At 67.4% G+C, this 15,185-nt stretch carries 14 protein-coding genes, 2 tRNA genes and 1 pseudogene; 9 read left to right on the top strand and 8 right to left on the bottom strand.

The features are described from left to right. The first annotated feature begins 208 nt into the window (after positions 1–208). The 8 genes from rph to F3J10_RS01465 all read left to right on the top strand — a co-directional run bounded on the left by rph (position 209) and on the right by F3J10_RS01465 (position 7,772). Positions 209–940, top strand: a complete 732-nt coding sequence (gene rph / locus F3J10_RS01500; RefSeq protein WP_013696950.1) for a ribonuclease PH — start codon at positions 209–211, stop codon at positions 938–940. Position 941: 1 nt separating this feature from the next. Next, positions 942–1,571: an RdgB/HAM1 family non-canonical purine NTP pyrophosphatase gene (gene rdgB / locus F3J10_RS01495; protein ID WP_167240715.1), complete on the top strand. Its 630-nt coding sequence runs from the start codon at positions 942–944 to the stop codon at positions 1,569–1,571. Then, on the top strand, positions 1,568–2,797 hold the full coding sequence (hemW, locus tag F3J10_RS01490) for a radical SAM family heme chaperone HemW (protein WP_167240713.1): 1,230 nt from the start codon (positions 1,568–1,570) through the stop codon (positions 2,795–2,797). The genes rdgB and hemW overlap by 4 nt, the downstream gene beginning before the upstream one ends. Positions 2,798–2,882: 85 nt before the next feature. Next, positions 2,883–2,970, top strand: a tRNA-Ser gene (locus F3J10_RS01485). Positions 2,971–3,162: 192 nt separating this feature from the next. Continuing rightward, positions 3,163–3,588, top strand: a complete 426-nt coding sequence (locus F3J10_RS01480) for a lysozyme inhibitor LprI family protein (RefSeq protein WP_025098103.1) — start codon at positions 3,163–3,165, stop codon at positions 3,586–3,588. Between the two features lie 112 nt (positions 3,589–3,700). Continuing rightward, complete coding sequence (locus F3J10_RS01475) at positions 3,701–4,207, top strand: energy transducer TonB (protein WP_167240711.1); 507 nt, start codon at positions 3,701–3,703, stop codon at positions 4,205–4,207. Positions 4,208–4,612: 405 nt separating this feature from the next. Continuing rightward, positions 4,613–5,923, top strand: coding sequence for an MFS transporter (locus tag F3J10_RS01470; protein ID WP_025098105.1), 1,311 nt, complete (start codon positions 4,613–4,615; stop codon positions 5,921–5,923). A gap of 265 nt (positions 5,924–6,188) precedes the next feature. Further along, complete coding sequence (locus F3J10_RS01465) at positions 6,189–7,772, top strand: chloride channel protein (protein WP_167240709.1); 1,584 nt, start codon at positions 6,189–6,191, stop codon at positions 7,770–7,772. 139 nt (positions 7,773–7,911) lie between these two features. Here the strand turns inward: F3J10_RS01465 and F3J10_RS01460 are convergent, their stop codons facing one another. From F3J10_RS01460 to F3J10_RS01440, 5 genes and pseudogenes are all read right to left on the bottom strand, one after another. After that, positions 7,912–8,253, bottom strand: coding sequence for a YXWGXW repeat-containing protein (locus tag F3J10_RS01460; protein ID WP_341772217.1), 342 nt, complete (start codon positions 8,251–8,253; stop codon positions 7,912–7,914). A gap of 250 nt (positions 8,254–8,503) precedes the next feature. Beyond that, a complete protein-coding gene (gene minE / locus F3J10_RS01455; RefSeq protein WP_013696929.1) occupies positions 8,504–8,758 on the bottom strand; it encodes a cell division topological specificity factor MinE in 255 nt (84 codons plus the stop codon). A gap of 12 nt (positions 8,759–8,770) precedes the next feature. Then, positions 8,771–9,586 (bottom strand): septum site-determining protein MinD, encoded by an 816-nt coding sequence (gene minD, locus F3J10_RS01450; protein WP_013696928.1) that lies wholly within the window; start codon positions 9,584–9,586, stop codon positions 8,771–8,773. Positions 9,587–9,648: 62 nt separating this feature from the next. Next, positions 9,649–10,461, bottom strand: coding sequence for a septum site-determining protein MinC (minC, locus tag F3J10_RS01445; RefSeq protein ID WP_167240707.1), 813 nt, complete (start codon positions 10,459–10,461; stop codon positions 9,649–9,651). Positions 10,462–10,613: 152 nt separating this feature from the next. Next, positions 10,614–11,207: pseudogene (locus F3J10_RS01440) on the bottom strand (GNAT family N-acetyltransferase); the annotation flags it as partial. Positions 11,208–11,652: 445 nt separating this feature from the next. Here F3J10_RS01440 and F3J10_RS01435 point away from each other — a divergent pair. Beyond that, positions 11,653–11,868: a hypothetical protein gene (locus tag F3J10_RS01435; RefSeq protein WP_167240705.1), complete on the top strand. Its 216-nt coding sequence runs from the start codon at positions 11,653–11,655 to the stop codon at positions 11,866–11,868. A 189-nt stretch (positions 11,869–12,057) separates the two neighbouring features. On the opposite strand, the gene F3J10_RS01430 is transcribed toward F3J10_RS01435, so the two are convergent. The 3 genes from F3J10_RS01430 to serS form a co-directional block, all read right to left on the bottom strand. Next, the gene (locus tag F3J10_RS01430; RefSeq protein WP_167240703.1) at positions 12,058–13,023 is read right to left on the bottom strand and encodes a hypothetical protein; all 966 of its coding nucleotides are present in this window, start codon (positions 13,021–13,023) and stop codon (positions 12,058–12,060) included. A gap of 569 nt (positions 13,024–13,592) precedes the next feature. Beyond that, positions 13,593–13,683 (bottom strand) — tRNA-Ser (locus tag F3J10_RS01425). A gap of 160 nt (positions 13,684–13,843) precedes the next feature. Continuing rightward, a complete protein-coding gene (gene serS, locus F3J10_RS01420) occupies positions 13,844–15,145 on the bottom strand; it encodes a serine--tRNA ligase (RefSeq protein ID WP_167240701.1) in 1,302 nt (433 codons plus the stop codon). Positions 15,146–15,185: the final 40 nt, after the last annotated feature.

Below are 15,185 nucleotides of genomic sequence, written 5' to 3'. Positions count from 1 at the left end.
CGATACCCTCGCCCGGCTGGGCAATCGGCTCGCGCGTGCCCGGCGAGGGGCGCTTTGCGACGATCGATTCCGGCGCTGCCCGGCCGTTCATGGAAGCGCGCATCGCGGCGGAAACCAGGCCTTGGCCAGCGGCTCGCCGAGCGACGGCCGGTGCGCGGCCGGCATGCGCGGTAAAATCGCGGTTTCCCTCCGAATGCCCCACTTCCCCATGACGAATTCCTCCTCCCGCCCGAGCGGCCGCCCCGCGGATCAACTGCGTGAGGTGCGCCTGACGCGCCATTACACCAAGCACGCCGAAGGCTCGGTGCTGGTCGAGTTCGGCGACACCAAGGTGATCTGCACGGCGAGCGTGGTCGAGCGCGTGCCCGAGTTCCTGCGCGATCGCGGCCAGGGCTGGCTGACGGCCGAATACGGCATGCTGCCGCGCGCCACCCACACCCGCAGCGACCGCGAGGCCGCGCGCGGCAAGCAGACCGGCCGCACCCAGGAGATCCAGCGCCTGATCGGCCGCGCGCTGCGCGCGGTGGTCGACCTGGAGCAGCTCGGCGCGCGCACCATCCATATCGACTGCGACGTGATCCAGGCCGACGGCGGCACGCGCACGGCCAGCATCACCGGCGCCTTCGTGGCGGTGCAGGACGCCGTCGCCAAGCTGATCGCCGCGGGCAAGCTGGCGAGCTCGCCGATCACCGATTCGGTGGCCGCGATCTCGGTGGGCGTCTACCAGGGCACGCCGGTGCTCGACCTCGACTACGCCGAGGATTCGCGCTGCGATACCGACATGAACGTGGTGATGACCGGCAAGGGCGGCCTGGTCGAGGTGCAGGGCACGGCCGAGGGCGTGCCGTTCACGCGCGACGAGATGAACGCGCTGCTCGATCTCGCGCAGAAGGGCATCGGCGAACTGATCGCGCTGCAGAAAGCGGCGCTGGGCGACTGACATGAGCATCGCCAAGGATCCGTCGCACGGCCTCTCGCGCATCGTGCTGGCCTCGAACAACGCCGGCAAGCTGCGCGAATTCTCGGCCTTGTTCGAGACGGTCGGCATCGAGATCATTCCGCAGGGCAAGCTGGACGTGTCCGAGGCGGAAGAGCCCTATCCGACCTTCATCGAGAACGCGCTGACCAAGGCGCGCCACGCCTCGCGCGCCACCGGCCTGCCCGCCATCGCCGACGATTCGGGGCTCTGCGTGCGCGCGCTGCGCGGCGCGCCCGGCGTGCATTCGGCGCGCTACGCGCAGCTCGCCGGCCTGGAGAAGAGCGACGCGGCGAACAACGCGCACCTGGTGGCGCAACTGCGCGAGACCGACGATCGTCGCGCCTACTACTACTGCGTGCTGGCACTGGTTCGGCATCCCGACGATCCCGAGCCGCTGTTCGCGCAAGGGCGCTGGCATGGCGAGGTGGTCGACACGCCGCGCGGCGAGCACGGCTTCGGCTACGACCCGCATTTCCTGCTGCCGGCGCTGGGCGCCACCGTCGCCGAGCTCGAGCCGGCCGTCAAGAACGGCATCAGCCATCGCGCGATCGCCCTGCGCGCGCTGCTGGCCCGCCTTGGAGAATCAGCGTGAGCCAGGCCGCCGAAACCGGCCAGCGCATCGTCGCCACCTTCGCCTCGCCGGGCAAGGTGCGCCTGAGCGCGTTGCCGCCGCTGGCGCTCTACGTGCATTTCCCGTGGTGCGTGCGCAAGTGCCCCTATTGCGATTTCAACTCGCACGAATGGAAGGGCGAGCGCTTCCCCGAGGAGGCCTATCTCGACGCGCTGCGCGCCGATCTCGAGCAGGCGCTGCCCTTCGTCTGGGGCCGCCAGGTGCATACCATCTTCATCGGCGGCGGCACGCCCAGCCTGCTTTCGGCGGCCGGGCTCGACCACCTGTTGTCCGACGTGCGCGCCCTGCTGCCGCTCGATGCCGACGCCGAGATCACGCTCGAGGCGAATCCCGGCACCTTCGAGGCGGCCAAGTTCGCGCAGTTCCGCGCCAGCGGCGTGAACCGCCTGTCGATCGGCATCCAGAGCTTCAACGAGGCGCACCTGAAGGCGCTGGGCCGCATCCACGACACCGCGCAGGCGCGCGCGGCGGTGGAGATCGCCGCCAGCACCTTCGACAACTTCAATCTCGACCTGATGTTCGCGCTGCCGAAGCAGACCCTCGCGCAATGCCAGGCCGACATCGAGACCGCGCTGTCGTATGCGCCGCCGCATCTGTCGCTCTACCACCTCACGCTCGAGCCGAACACGCTGTTCGCGAAGTTCCCGCCGGCCGTGCCCGACGACGACGCCTCGGCCGACATGCAGGAATGGATCCAGGAGCGCACCGCGCAGGCCGGCTACGGGCGTTACGAGGTGTCGGCCTATGCTCGGCCGAACCGGCAGTGCAAGCACAACCTCAACTACTGGCGCTTCGGCGACTATCTCGGCATCGGCGCGGGCGCGCATACCAAGCTCTCGTTCCCGAACCGAATCCTGCGGCAGGCGCGCTACAAGCATCCCGCCAGCTACATGGAGCAGGCGATGGCCGGCACGCCGGTGCAGGAGGAGCGCGAGGTCGGCCCGCGCGACCTGCCCTTCGAGTTCATGCTGAACACGCTGCGGCTGGCCGAGGGATTCCCGGTGGCCAGCTATGCCGAGCGCACGGGGCTGCCGCTGTCGACCATCGAACCGGCGCTGGTCGAGGCCGAACGGCGCGGGCTGATCGCACGCGACTATGAACGCATCGCGCCGACGCCGCTGGGCCAGCGCTTCCTCAACGACCTGCAGGAGCTGTTCCTGCGCGACGCCGACGACGCGGCTGGCTGAGCCGGCAGGCCAACCACGCGGGATGCGCACGATGCCGCCCCAAAGCTGGGGACGGCAGCGGCATTTCGGTTACAATGCCGGCCGTGGAAGCGTGGCCGAGTGGTTTAAGGCACCGGTCTTGAAAACCGGCGACGGGCAACCGTCCGTGAGTTCGAATCTCACCGCTTCCGCCAAGCACTTCCGCTCGGCCTTGTCGAGCGAGGGAGAAAATCCCTGCTGTTCCCCTACCCACATGGCAGCCCACGCTTTGTGCGGCGCTGTTCCCCTGCCTCGCAACGAAAATCGTATTTCTGCCCCGGAGGCGTGAAATGCCGAGCTTCATGCTGACGCCGCTTGGACTAGTCACAACCGCAACAGGGAACGCGATGAAAAGCACTGTTGTTCTCCTCGCCCTGTTCGTCGCGACGAATGCGTTCGCCGAGCCGTCGCCGGCCGACGAGATCGCGGCACGCAGCGGGTTGCCGGCAAGCCAGGTCCAGGCACTCCTGCAGGACTGCGACTCGAACCAGACCAGCATGAATTTTTGCGCCTGGCGCGACCAGATCCTCGCGGAACGTGAGCTGCAGCAAGTCGTCGATCAGCGCATCGGCGAGCATCCCGATCGGAAATCGGCCCTCGAGTCGAAAATCGCGAAGTGGAAGAAGGCCCGCGACGCCTCATGCGACAAGTCCGCCCGCAAGGAATGGAGCGACGGCTCGATGCTGCCGGCCGCGCGGGCCACTTGCGCGACGGCGGCCACCAGGGCGATGGCGGAAAAACTGGCCAAGAGACCAGCTCACGAGCCGTCCTAGCTGGATTGCCGATGGCGCTCGCCATCGGCACGGGATCGTTTATCCCGATGTTTTCCGGGCGGGCAAGGCCTATGCTCAAGAAGATCCGATTGCTCCCGTCGAGCCATCCGCCATGTCCACCCTGCTCCCGCCCACCTCGCCCGGCAGCATCGCCCGCCTCAGCGGCAGGATCGCCGCGCTCGCCGGCGCGCTGCTGCTGGCCGCCTGCACCGTCACCCTGCCGCAGCGCGCCCTGGTGCTCTCGCCGGGGCCGGGCGCCGGCGCCGCGTCCCAGGCCCAGTATCGCGACGCGGTCGCCCAGCGGATCCTGGACGCCAACGCCGCGCGCGTGCTGCACGGCACGCCGCAGGCGATGCTGCGCTCGCTGGTCGTCGTGTCCTTCACCGTCGATCGAGACGGGCGGCTCGCGCAGTCCTCGGTCTACCGCAGCAACGGCGACGACGACGCCGAGGCCATCGCCCTGCAGTCGCTGCGCCGAGCCGCTCCGCTGCCGCGTCCGCCCGCCGGCCTGCTGAACGGCCGCGGCCAGGTGGAGATGATGGAAAGCTGGCTGTTCAACGACAACGGCCAGTTCCAGCTCCGCACCCGCGCGCAGCAGCAGGCGCAGACCATCGAGTGAAACGCGTGCCGACCGCACGCGCGTGCCGGCGCGGATTGCTTCGGTCTGCCAAGCGCGGCCAGCGCCGCGGCAAAGCGCTGCCCGGCCACGGCGCGCCCGCTTCGGATCCACGCACGGCGCAGCGCAAGCGGCCGAAACGCCGCCCGGCCGCTTGCTATAATCGCGGCCAACCCGCCCCGTCCTTCTTCAGGACACCTCGCCACGGCCCGCCTACCCGGCCGGTACGACACGCGAGCCAGACAGGCCTGCGCTCGCGCGACGCGCGCGACCCGCCCTAGACATCGCCGGCACCACGAGCCGGCGCCCGCGCCGCCGGATGCCCCGGCGCGGCAGGAACCCCAACCCGAATCGATCCTCCGTCCGGCACGCCCCTCGCGCCGTTCGAACCCGCACCACGGAACCAACATGTCCTCTACCTCACCGGCCGTCAGCGACGCGTCGAATGGCGCGAGCCCCGTCAGCCATCGCCGCATCGTGTTCGCCAGCTTCATCGGCACCGCGATCGAGTTCTACGATTTCTACGTCTACGCCACCGCCGCCGCGCTCGTGATCGGCCCGGTGTTCTTCCCGCACGGCTCGGCCACCGCGCAGGCGCTGTCGGCCTTCGTCACCTTCGGCATCGCCTTCATCGCGCGCCCGATCGGCTCCTTCCTGTTCGGCCATTTCGGCGACCGCTTCGGCCGCAAGTCGACCCTGGTCGCCTCGCTGCTGGTGATGGGCGTCTCGACCACCGCGATCGGCTTCGTGCCCGCCTACGATTCGATCGGCGCGCTGGCCCCGGTGCTGCTCTGCGTGCTGCGCTTCGGCCAGGGCATCGGCCTGGGCGGCGAATGGGGCGGCGCGGCGCTGCTCGCCACCGAGCACGCGCCGGCCGGCAAGCGCGGCTGGTTCGGCATGTTCCCGCAACTGGGCCCCTCGATCGGCTTCCTGATGTCCAACGGCCTGTTCTTCGCGCTCGCGATCGGCCTGTCCGACGATCAGTTCCGCAACTGGGGCTGGCGCGTGCCCTTCCTGGTCAGCGCGGCGCTGGTGGCGGTCGGCCTCTACGTGCGCCTGAAGATCGCCGAGACGCCGGCCTTCCAGGCCGCCATCGAGCGCAACGAGCGCGTGCGCGTGCCGGTGGTCACCCTCGTCACGCAGCACTGGGCGCCGACCCTGCTCGGCGCGCTGTCGATGGTGGTCTGCTACACGCTGTTCTACATCTCGACGGTGTTCTCGCTGTCCTACGGCGTCGGCACCCTGCATATCGCGCGCCCCGACTTCCTCGGCCTGCTCTGCATCGCCGTGGTGTTCATGGCGATCGCCACGCCGATCTCGGCCTGGGCGGCCGACCGCTACGGCCGCAAGCCGGTGTTGATCGTCGGCGGCCTGCTGGCCCTGCTGTCGGGCTTCACGATGGCCCCGCTGCTCGGCAGCGGTTCGATGCCCCTGGTAGCGCTCTACCTGATCATCGAGCTGTTCCTGATGGGCGTGACCTTCGCGCCGATGGGCGCGCTGCTGCCCGAGCTGTTCCCGACCAATGTCCGCTACACGGGCGCCGGCGTCGCCTACAACCTCGGCGGCATCCTCGGTGCCTCGATCGCGCCGTACATCGCGCAACTGCTGGCCGCGCGCGGCGGCCTGTCGTGGGTCGGCGGCTACGTGTCGGTGGCCGCGGCGATCAGCGTGATCGGCGTGCTGCTGATGCGCGAGACGCGCGATACGCGACTGATGTAAGCCGGGCACGCTGCCTGCCCACGGCGGCAGGCAGCGTATCGGGCGCGGGCGCGCCGCCTTCTGGCAGGCCTCGCCGCGCCCCACCTCCAGCGCCGTCCATGGCGCTCGCCGCCCGCCCCGGGCCCGGCGGAATTGCTTGCCACCCGCCTGCTTTCGATTCGCCGACAGTGCGCCAGGCTCCCCTTCGAGCCGGTACCCTGTGGATTCCCCCGGCTGCGCCTGCCGGCGACCTCCGTATAATTCCCCCTTTGCCCCGCCCGCCGCCATGTCGCGAACCACCGCCTTCCTCCAGACCTTGCCGCGCCGCTCGCTGCGACTGTGGCGCCTGTACGGGGTGTTCTGGCTCGGGGCGATCGTGGTCGGCATCGTGGCCGTGCTCTATGCGCGCCTGATCGACTGGGGCTACAACAGCTTCCGCTCGCTGCAACACGAGCATGCCTGGCTGCCGCTGATCCTCACGCCGGCGGTGGCGGCCGCCTCGGTCTGGCTCACCCGCCGCTTCTTCCGCGGCGCCGAGGGCAGCGGCATCCCGCAGGTGATCGCCACCCTGCAGGCCAGCCCTGCCGCCTTCGGCTCGCGCCTGCTCACGCTGCGCATCCTGTTCGGCAAGGTGCTGATCTCGCTGCTCGGCATCCTGGGCGGCTTCACCATCGGCCGCGAGGGGCCGACCGTGCAGATCGGCGCCGCGCTGATGTTCAACCTGCGGCGCTTCTACCCGCGCTCGAACGCCCTGATCGAACGCCAACTGGTGCTGGCCGGCGCCGCGGCCGGGCTGTCGGCCGCCTTCAACACGCCGCTGGCCGGCATCGTGTTCGCCATCGAGGAGCTCACGCGCAGCTTCTCCGCGCGCGCCAGCGGCGTGCTGATCACGGCCATCATCATCGCCGGCGTGATCGCGCTCGGCATGAACGGCAACTACACCTATTTCGGCACCATCGAGGCCGGCATGCAGTTCCCGCGCCTGGTCGCGCTCGCCGTGCTGGCCACCGCCGTGCTCACCGGCATCGCCGGCGGCCTGTTCGTCTGGCTGCTGCTGAACACCGGGCGCTGGCTGCCGGCCCGCCTGCTGGCGATGTACCGTGGCCGGCCCGTGATGTTCGCGGCGCTGTGCGGGCTGGTGATCGCGGTGGTGGGCCTGCTGTCCGGCGGCACCACCTTCGGCAGCGGCTACGTCGAGGCGCGCGGCCTGCTCGACGGCCACAGCCAGCTCTCGCTGTTCTACCCGCTCACCAAGATGATCTCGATGGTCGCGTCCTACCTGCCCGGCATCCCGGGGGGGATCTTCGCGCCCTCGCTGTCGATCGGCGCCGGCTTCGGCAACCTGCTGCACCTGGTGTTCGGCGACATGCCGCTGGCGCTGCTGATCGCGCTGGCGATGGTCGGCTACCTGGCCGCCGTCACGCAGTCGCCGATCACCTCCTTCGTGATCGTGATGGAGATGATCAACGGCCATGCGCTGGTGATCTCGCTGATGGCCACCGCGCTGATCTCGAGCCGCGTCTCGCGGCTGTTCGTGCCGCCGCTCTATGAAGCGCTCGCGCATCGCTACCTGCAGCCGGCCGCGCCGCCGGCAGCCGCCGCGAGCCCGGAAAAGCCGGCGCCCGCCGCGCACGACGACGACCGCCTGACCAATGCCGAGGATGCCGAAGCGTCGCCGGCCGATCCGCTGCGCCGGCTGCGCGACGCCGACGCCGGCGCACCGCACGAGGCGTCGGCGGACCACGACGCGCAGCCCGAAAGCAAGGATGACGAAGCATCGGCAGCGGACGACAAAGTCGAGGCGGAAGCGGCGCGGGGCGCCTCGCCCCCGGCCGCGCCGCGCGGGGCGGACGAGCCGCCGCCGCGCTGACACGCCGGCCGCGTCAATACACGACGACGCGCGCCGGATGGTAGTACACGGGCCGGGCCGGCACGACCACGCAGCCGGCCAGCACGATCGCCGCGAGCGCGACGACGAACAGGGTTCGTTTCATGATCGTGCTCCCGCATCAGGCCCAGTGGCCGCGCACCCAGACCCAGTTCGGGCCGCGCGGTGCCCAGTGGCCCGGCGCCCAATGCAGGCCGACCCGCTCGGCCTCCCAGTGGCCGCCGATCCAGACATAGCGGCCATGTTCCCAGTTCCAGTGGCCGCGATCCCAGACATAGCCGACCCGCGCCGCCGGCACCACTTCGTAGCGCACCGGCGGCGGCGCGCTCGGCGCGACGATCACGACTTCCGCGGCGCTCGCCGTGAGCGGCGCGACGGTGGTGCCGAAAGCCGTCAGGGCCAGCGCGAGCGGAACCAGATAACGGGCAGCAGTGCGAATCATGGTGACCTCCTTGTGATCGATTCGGATACGCGTTCAGTGCGTACCGGTTCAATGCGCGAGCCTCGTCGGCCGCCTACAGCGGCCGTATTACGGCGGGGGTCAAAGTGCAACAGCTGGTAAGAGCGGCAATCCGAATGAAAGCCACCCTCGGCGCGACGCGTCCGATGGAGCGCTGGAAAGGACTTGGGGAAACGGCGGGAGGAGCCGGGAATGGCGGAGGAAACCAGGCGGCGGGCGGCGCGCCGCATCGCGCGGCGCGCCCGGATCACGCTCAGGCCTGCGGGATCTCGATCTTGACCTCGAGCACCTCGAGGTCGTCCTGACGCTCGAGACTGACGCGGATATCGTCGTTCGAGATCTTGACGTACTTCGAGATGACGTCGAGCAGTTCTTTCTGCAGCGCCGGCAGGTAGTCCGCGGGCGGGCGGCCGCCGATGCGCTCGTGCGCGATGATCAGTTGCAGGCGCTCTTTCGCGACGGCGGCGGACTTCTTCTTCTCCCCGAGGAGGAACGACAGGATCGACATGATGCGCCTCCCTTACTTGCTGCCGAAAAGGCGTTGCAGCAGGCCCGGCTTCGAGTAGTCGACGAAACGCATCGTCTTTTCCTCGCCGAGGAAGCGCGACACCACGTCCTTGTAGGCCTCGGCGACGTCGGTGCCGTCGAGGTGCACCGCCGGCAGGCCCTGGTTGGAGGCATGCAGCACCGCCTCCGATTCCGGGATCACGCCGATCAGCTTGATGCGCAGGATCTCGCCGATGTCCTCCAGCGAGAGCATCTCGCCTTCGCTGACGCGCTTCGGGTTGTAGCGCGTGATCAGCAGGTGCTCCTTGATCGGATCGCCGCCGTCGGCCGCGCGCTTGGTCTTCGAGGCGAGGATGCCGAGGATGCGGTCCGAATCGCGCACCGAGGACACTTCCGGGTTGGTCACCACCACCGCCTCGTCGGCGAAGTACATCGCGTGCAGCGCGCCCGACTCGATGCCGGCCGGCGAATCGCAGACGATGTAGGCAAAATCCATCGCGATCAGGTCGTTGATGACCTTCTCGACGCCTTCACGCGTGAGCGCATCCTTGTCGCGCGTCTGCGAGGCCGGCAGGATGAACAGGTTCTCGCACTTCTTGTCCTTGATCAGCGCCTGGTTCAGGTTCGCCTCGCCCTGGATCACGTTGACCAGGTCGTACACCACGCGGCGCTCGCAGCCCATGATGAGATCGAGATTGCGCAGGCCGACGTCGAAGTCGATCACGGCCGTCTTGTGGCCGCGCAGCGCGAGCCCGGAGGCGAAGCTCGCGCTCGTCGTCGTCTTGCCGACACCGCCCTTGCCCGAAGTCACCACGATGATTTTTGCCATTACCCTACCCTGTGTTCGTCAATGAGGTCCGATCGATCCGTTGCCGCGTCGCGCGCTCGCGCTCAGGTCAGCCGCAACGGCTCGATCATCAGTTTTTCGTCCTCGAGCCGGATCTGCACCGATTTGCCGACCACCTCGGCCGGCAACGGGTTCTCCGTGGTTCGATAGATACCGGCAATCGAAATGAGTTCCGGCTCCAGGCACGTACAGAAGATGCGCGCGTCGTGATTGCCGAGCACGCCGGCCAGCGCGCGGCCGCGCAGCGGCGCATAGACGTGGATGTTGCCCTCGGCGATCACCTCCGCGCCGTTGCTGACCGGCGCGAGCACCACCAGGTCGCCCTTCGCGTAGATCTGCTGGCCCGAACGCAAGGGCCGGTCGATCACCACCGTCTGCGGTGCGCCGCCCGAGGCCGCCGCCGAAGCAGCGGAAGCCCCTGAAGCCGCGCCAGCCGGTTCCGCCGCGACGGCCGAGACCTCGGCCACGCCAGCGGCCGGCGCCGCCGAAACCTCGGCCGCCGGCGCCTCGTCCTGCGCCGGCTTGGCGGTCGGTGCCCGGCGATCGCGCGCCTCCAGCAGCGGCAGCCCGCCTGCGGCGGCCCAGCCCTGCTGCTCCGGCTGCGCGACCACGCCGATCGGGCGCATCCGCACGTCGTTCAGCATGGTGCGAAGCGCGTCGAGCGAGACACGCTCGTCCTCGGCCAGGCGCCGCACGTCGATCGCCACCACGTCGTCGGCAAAGAATTCCGGCGTCGCTTCGAAACGCTTGACCAGTTCGGCCCGCAGGACATCGAGGTCCGCCGTCTTGACGACGAACAGCAGGGAGTCGACCGAGCCGCTGCGAAGCTCGAAGAATGGCGATTTTTTAAGCGACATGGACGTCCTGCAAAAAATTTTTGCGTATTTTACAGGCGTCCGGGCAGGCGGCCATCATTTTCAGGGCGCCGGGGCGGGCGCGATGGGCGTTTTGGGAAAGACGGCGACGGCAGGCGAAAAGGCGAGGCGGGAATCGGCGCGCGGCGGCGGGCTCAGGCACCGAAACGCCAGACGAATAGCGACTTCATCGCGCCCGGCACGCGAGCGACCGGCGCATGCTCGCCGAGGTTGGTGAAGCCCATGTGCTCGTAGAAGCGGATCGCGTTGCGGTTCTGCTCGGCGATCCAGGCGTAGATCTCGGTCGCGCCCTGCCCGGCCAGCCAGTCGCGCGCGGTGTTGACCAGCAGCACGCCGCCGCGCAGGTGCCGCACCGCGTGCGCGACCCACAGCTCGCTGACGAAGGCGCGCCGCTCGGGCGTGTTGTCGAGATACGCGCCGATCATGCCGGCGGGATGGCCTTCGGTATAGAGCAGGAAGGTGGTGGACTGATCGGAACTCGCGCGCTGCGCGGCAATCGCATCGGCCGCGTCGGCGTCGACGGACAGCTCCGCCTCGGGCGCTTCGCCGGGCGCATAGGGCTCGCGCAGCGACGCAGCGCGCAGCTCTCGATACACGCTGCCCTGGTCGGCGGCGATACGGCGGACGGTCAAAGTCGAACTCATGCAGGGACATCCTTCGGACAGCAAGCTATTAGCTTCAACCGAAAGCGGGGTATGAGTCAAATCGTTATTTTCAAACGATCGAGCGAATTAGCAAAGCCTGAAATCGAGATACGGGCGATGAAAAATCATGCTGCGGCGCACACTGGATTTCAGCGCGTTACAAGGATGGAGAATGGCTTTTCGATCAGGGATTTCCGAGTGTGAATCGGTAGTCACGATGGGGGTTTCGGAAGAGTTCACGACTCGGAATGCCGCAACGCAACAATCGAGACTGGGAAGCCACCTATTGTTGGAGAGGCGCGCCTCGTTAGTGACAGCGCTGCGATCGCGCTGATGATCGCCGGCCATGGCGCGTCAAGTCGTCGTCTGGCCAGGCGCCGCGAAAACCGTAAGCTGCGGTCTCGATGAAAAACCTGATCCGATGGCTGCTATCGAGGAGCCACACAATCATCTGGTTCGACGCACTGACATCCAGAGGCACACGCGACATGCCTACGGCTTTCATGCGCCAGCGCGAGGCGAAAATCGCATGAACAGCTTGCTCGATCGTATTGCATTGCTCGTCACCGCCCTCGCATTGCTGCTCGCCTCCTGGGCGGTCTTTCGCATCGGTGCAGAATGGGTGTTTCCAGTCCTGACGCTGATTGCACTGGCCGCGCTGTTCGCCGAGAACGCGCGACTGAGAAAAAAGTTGCGTGAGCCCGGTGCCGAACCATGGTCGCGCGACAAGGACCCCAAAGCCTGAATCCTCCAAAATTCGACGATACGTCCCATCGCGCGGGCTCCATTTTCGCCACATCCGTTTTCGAACGGCTAAACGCCCCGGATTTCTCGAAAAATCGGAAAAACCAGACCCCGACTCCACCGTGATCGACAGTTGATCTCGCCAATTCCGGCGCCGCAAGCCGGGCCGCGCTCACGACGCCATCATGGATCAACGCGGCTGCAATGCCTTCTGGATTTGCTGCGCGATGAAGGTCGCCGCGACGCGGTTGTAACCCAGCGGAAGATCGGTCAGGACATCGCCTTGCTTGCGAATCTCGCCCGCATCGATTTTCCCGTTGTATTCGACCAGGGCCGTGTTGTCGCCCGGATGATCGAGATAACGATAGGCGCCGAGCGTGCGGATCGTGCCGCCATTGTCCACCTGCGCCGCCTCCAGCGTCGGGTAGAAACCGTTGCCGCTCCAGTCGCGCAACATCCAGATATTGGTGGTCAGGACCGTCTCGGTCGTCTGGTAGATGTGCGAGCCGGCCGGCATCGGCGTCTTGTCGCTGGCCATCAAGGCAGCCAGGCCGCCGTTGACGGAGCGGCTATCCTTGGCGAGCACGTCGGCCACTGACTGCCCCGACACATCGACGGCAGCCAGTGCGACGTCGTACAGCGGCGTCGGCAGTCTGTCCAGGCTGAACTGGAAGCCCTGCGGCGTGCGCTTCGAGATGGCGCCGACCGGCCCCCAGTCCATGTCCTGGTAGCCGAACACCTCCTCGGCGCCATCGGCCGTGATATAGGCCTGCGTCGACTGGTTCAGCGCGAACGAGACGCCGGCGGCCCATTGCGGACGCGAACCGAATTGCTTGTCGCCCTGCTGCGCCAGGTAGCTCTCGACCACGATCGCCCCCGTCACCGCGGTGAAAGTCGCCGGGAAGTTCGTGTCGAACTGGAAATAGCCATCGCCGCTGTTGTCGACGAAGATGCCATCGGTGTACGTCGACTCCTCCACGCTGGCCTGGGCGCTGCTGCCGGAGTTGTTGCCGGTGCCTGCCTGCGTCGTGCTGCCCTGCGCCCTCGGGACAACCGTGCCGCCGTCATCCCCGCCGCATCCCGTCAGGATCGCAGCCGCCGCCAGCGCCGCCATCGCGGAAAACCGCCAACCCCGTGTGGTGGTGTTATCGAACATGCTCGTTTTTCTCCTTGTTGTGAGTTCGCGTCGGCTCTCTCTTGGCCGCGCGATCGATGACGCCTTGGCGTCAAAGCCGTGCAAACGATGAAGGCCGGCGAATGGGGCCGAAGTGCCGGCCGTGATGGTCGGGCATCGAGCGCGATGCGCGGACACCGCCGGCAACTTAAGCGGCGTCAGTCAATTCGAGATGGAAAGACGGGGACATGTATCGGCACCGATCGCGATATCCCCAGTGAATGCGACGCACGCGTCTGGCGCTGCGCTAACGCATCCCGATGTCCGCCGTGATCCGGACGAATGGCCCCATGCTTCATCGTTTTCTGTGTTCTTGATTGATCGTGTCGAGTGGCACGAGCGATACATGCATGCCCGCTCGACATCGAGGCGCTTCCCGACAGACGGACGCGCCCTCTCGATTCAAGCCACCTATTACGACCCGGACCCGGACTTCTTTAGTTTTTTCGATTTCTACGGGGAGAACGAATCGCGCCCGCTAAAGGCCGGAGAAAACCCGCGCGGCAAAGAAAAAACCCCTCGAGCTTTTCGGCTTCGAGGGGTTTGCATTCTGGCGGAAAGGGTGGGATTCGAACCCACGGTACGGTATAACCGTACACCGGATTTCGAGTCCGGCGCATTCGACCTCTCTGCCACCTTTCCTTCTACTGCTTCGCCGTTCTGTAGGTCTCGTCCCGGCGAAGCAAAGATTATAGAACAACTCTTTCCGTCTTTCCAAGCCCTTTTCGCAAAAAATTTCTCGGCCGGACTGACGAGGATGCCGCGCGCGATTTCCTCACGCAGCGGCATCCGATTCGCGACCTCAGGCCGCCGAGCCCGGCAGCTCGATCTTCTCCAGGCCACCCAGGTACGGACGCAGCGCGACGGGCACCGTCACCGAACCATCGGCGTTCTGGTAGTTCTCGAGCACGGCCACCAGCGTGCGGCCGACCGCGAGGCCCGAGCCGTTCAGCGTGTGCACGAGTTCGGGCTTGCCTTGCGCGTTGCGGAAGCGCGCCTGCATGCGGCGCGCCTGGAACGACTCGGTGTTCGAGCAGCTCGAGATCTCGCGATAGGTGTTCTGCGCCGGCAGCCAGACTTCCAGGTCGAAGGTCTTGGCGGCCGAGAAGCCCATGTCGCCGGTGCACAGCGTGATCACGCGGTAGGGCAGCTCGAGCTTCTGCAGGATCGCCTCGGCGTGGCCGACCATCTCGTCGAGCGCCGCGTAGGACGCATCCGGCGCGGCGATCTGCACCATCTCGACCTTGTCGAACTGGTGCTGGCGGATCATGCCGCGCGTGTCGCGGCCATACGAGCCCGCTTCGGAGCGGAAGCACGGCGAATGCGCGGTCAGCTTGATCGGCAGCGTCGCGGCGTCGACGATCGAATCGCGCACCGTGTTGGTCAGCGTGATCTCGGAGGTCGAGATCAGGTATTGCGTGACGGTGTTTTCCTCGCCGCCCTTCTCGACGCGGAACATGTCGTCGGCGAACTTCGGCAACTGCCCCGTGCCGTAGAGGATTTCCGGGTTCACGATATACGGCGAATAGGTTTCCGTATAACCGTGCTGCAGCGTGTGCGTGTCGATCATGAACTGCGCCAGCGCCCGGTGCAGGCGCGCGATCGGGCCGCGCAGCATGGTGAAGCGCGCCCCCGAGAGCTTCGCCCCGGTCTCGAAATCGAGGCCGAGCGGGGTGCCGACGTCGACGTGGTCGCGCACCTCGAAATCGAAGCTGCGCGGCGTGCCCCAGCGACGCGCCTCGACATTGCCGGCCTCGTCCTTGCCGACCGGCACGCTCTCGTGCGCCAGGTTCGGCATCTCGAGCAGCAGCGCCTGCATCGTGCCCTGGATCTCGTCGAGCCTGGCGGCCGAACTCTTCATCTCGTCGCCGATCCCGCCGACCTCGGCCATCACGGCCGAGGTGTCCTCGCCCCGCCCCTTCATCGCGCCGATCTGCTTCGACAGGCTGTTGCGGCGCGCCTGCAGTTCTTCGGTGCGGGTCTGGATCGCGCGGCGATCCGCCTCGAGCGAGGAGAACCTGGCGACGTCGAGGGTGTAGCCGCGATCGGCGAGGCGCTTGGCGACGCCGTCGAGGTCTTTGCGCAGCAACTGGATGTCGAGCATGGGAGGACTTGGAAAAATCGTTGTGTGAAACGCGGATTCT

This window comes from Burkholderia sp. Cy-637 (genome assembly GCF_011753175.1).
GTDB lineage: Bacteria > Pseudomonadota > Gammaproteobacteria > Burkholderiales > Burkholderiaceae > Burkholderia > Burkholderia gladioli.
This window is presented reverse-complemented; position numbering and strand designations above follow the sequence as displayed.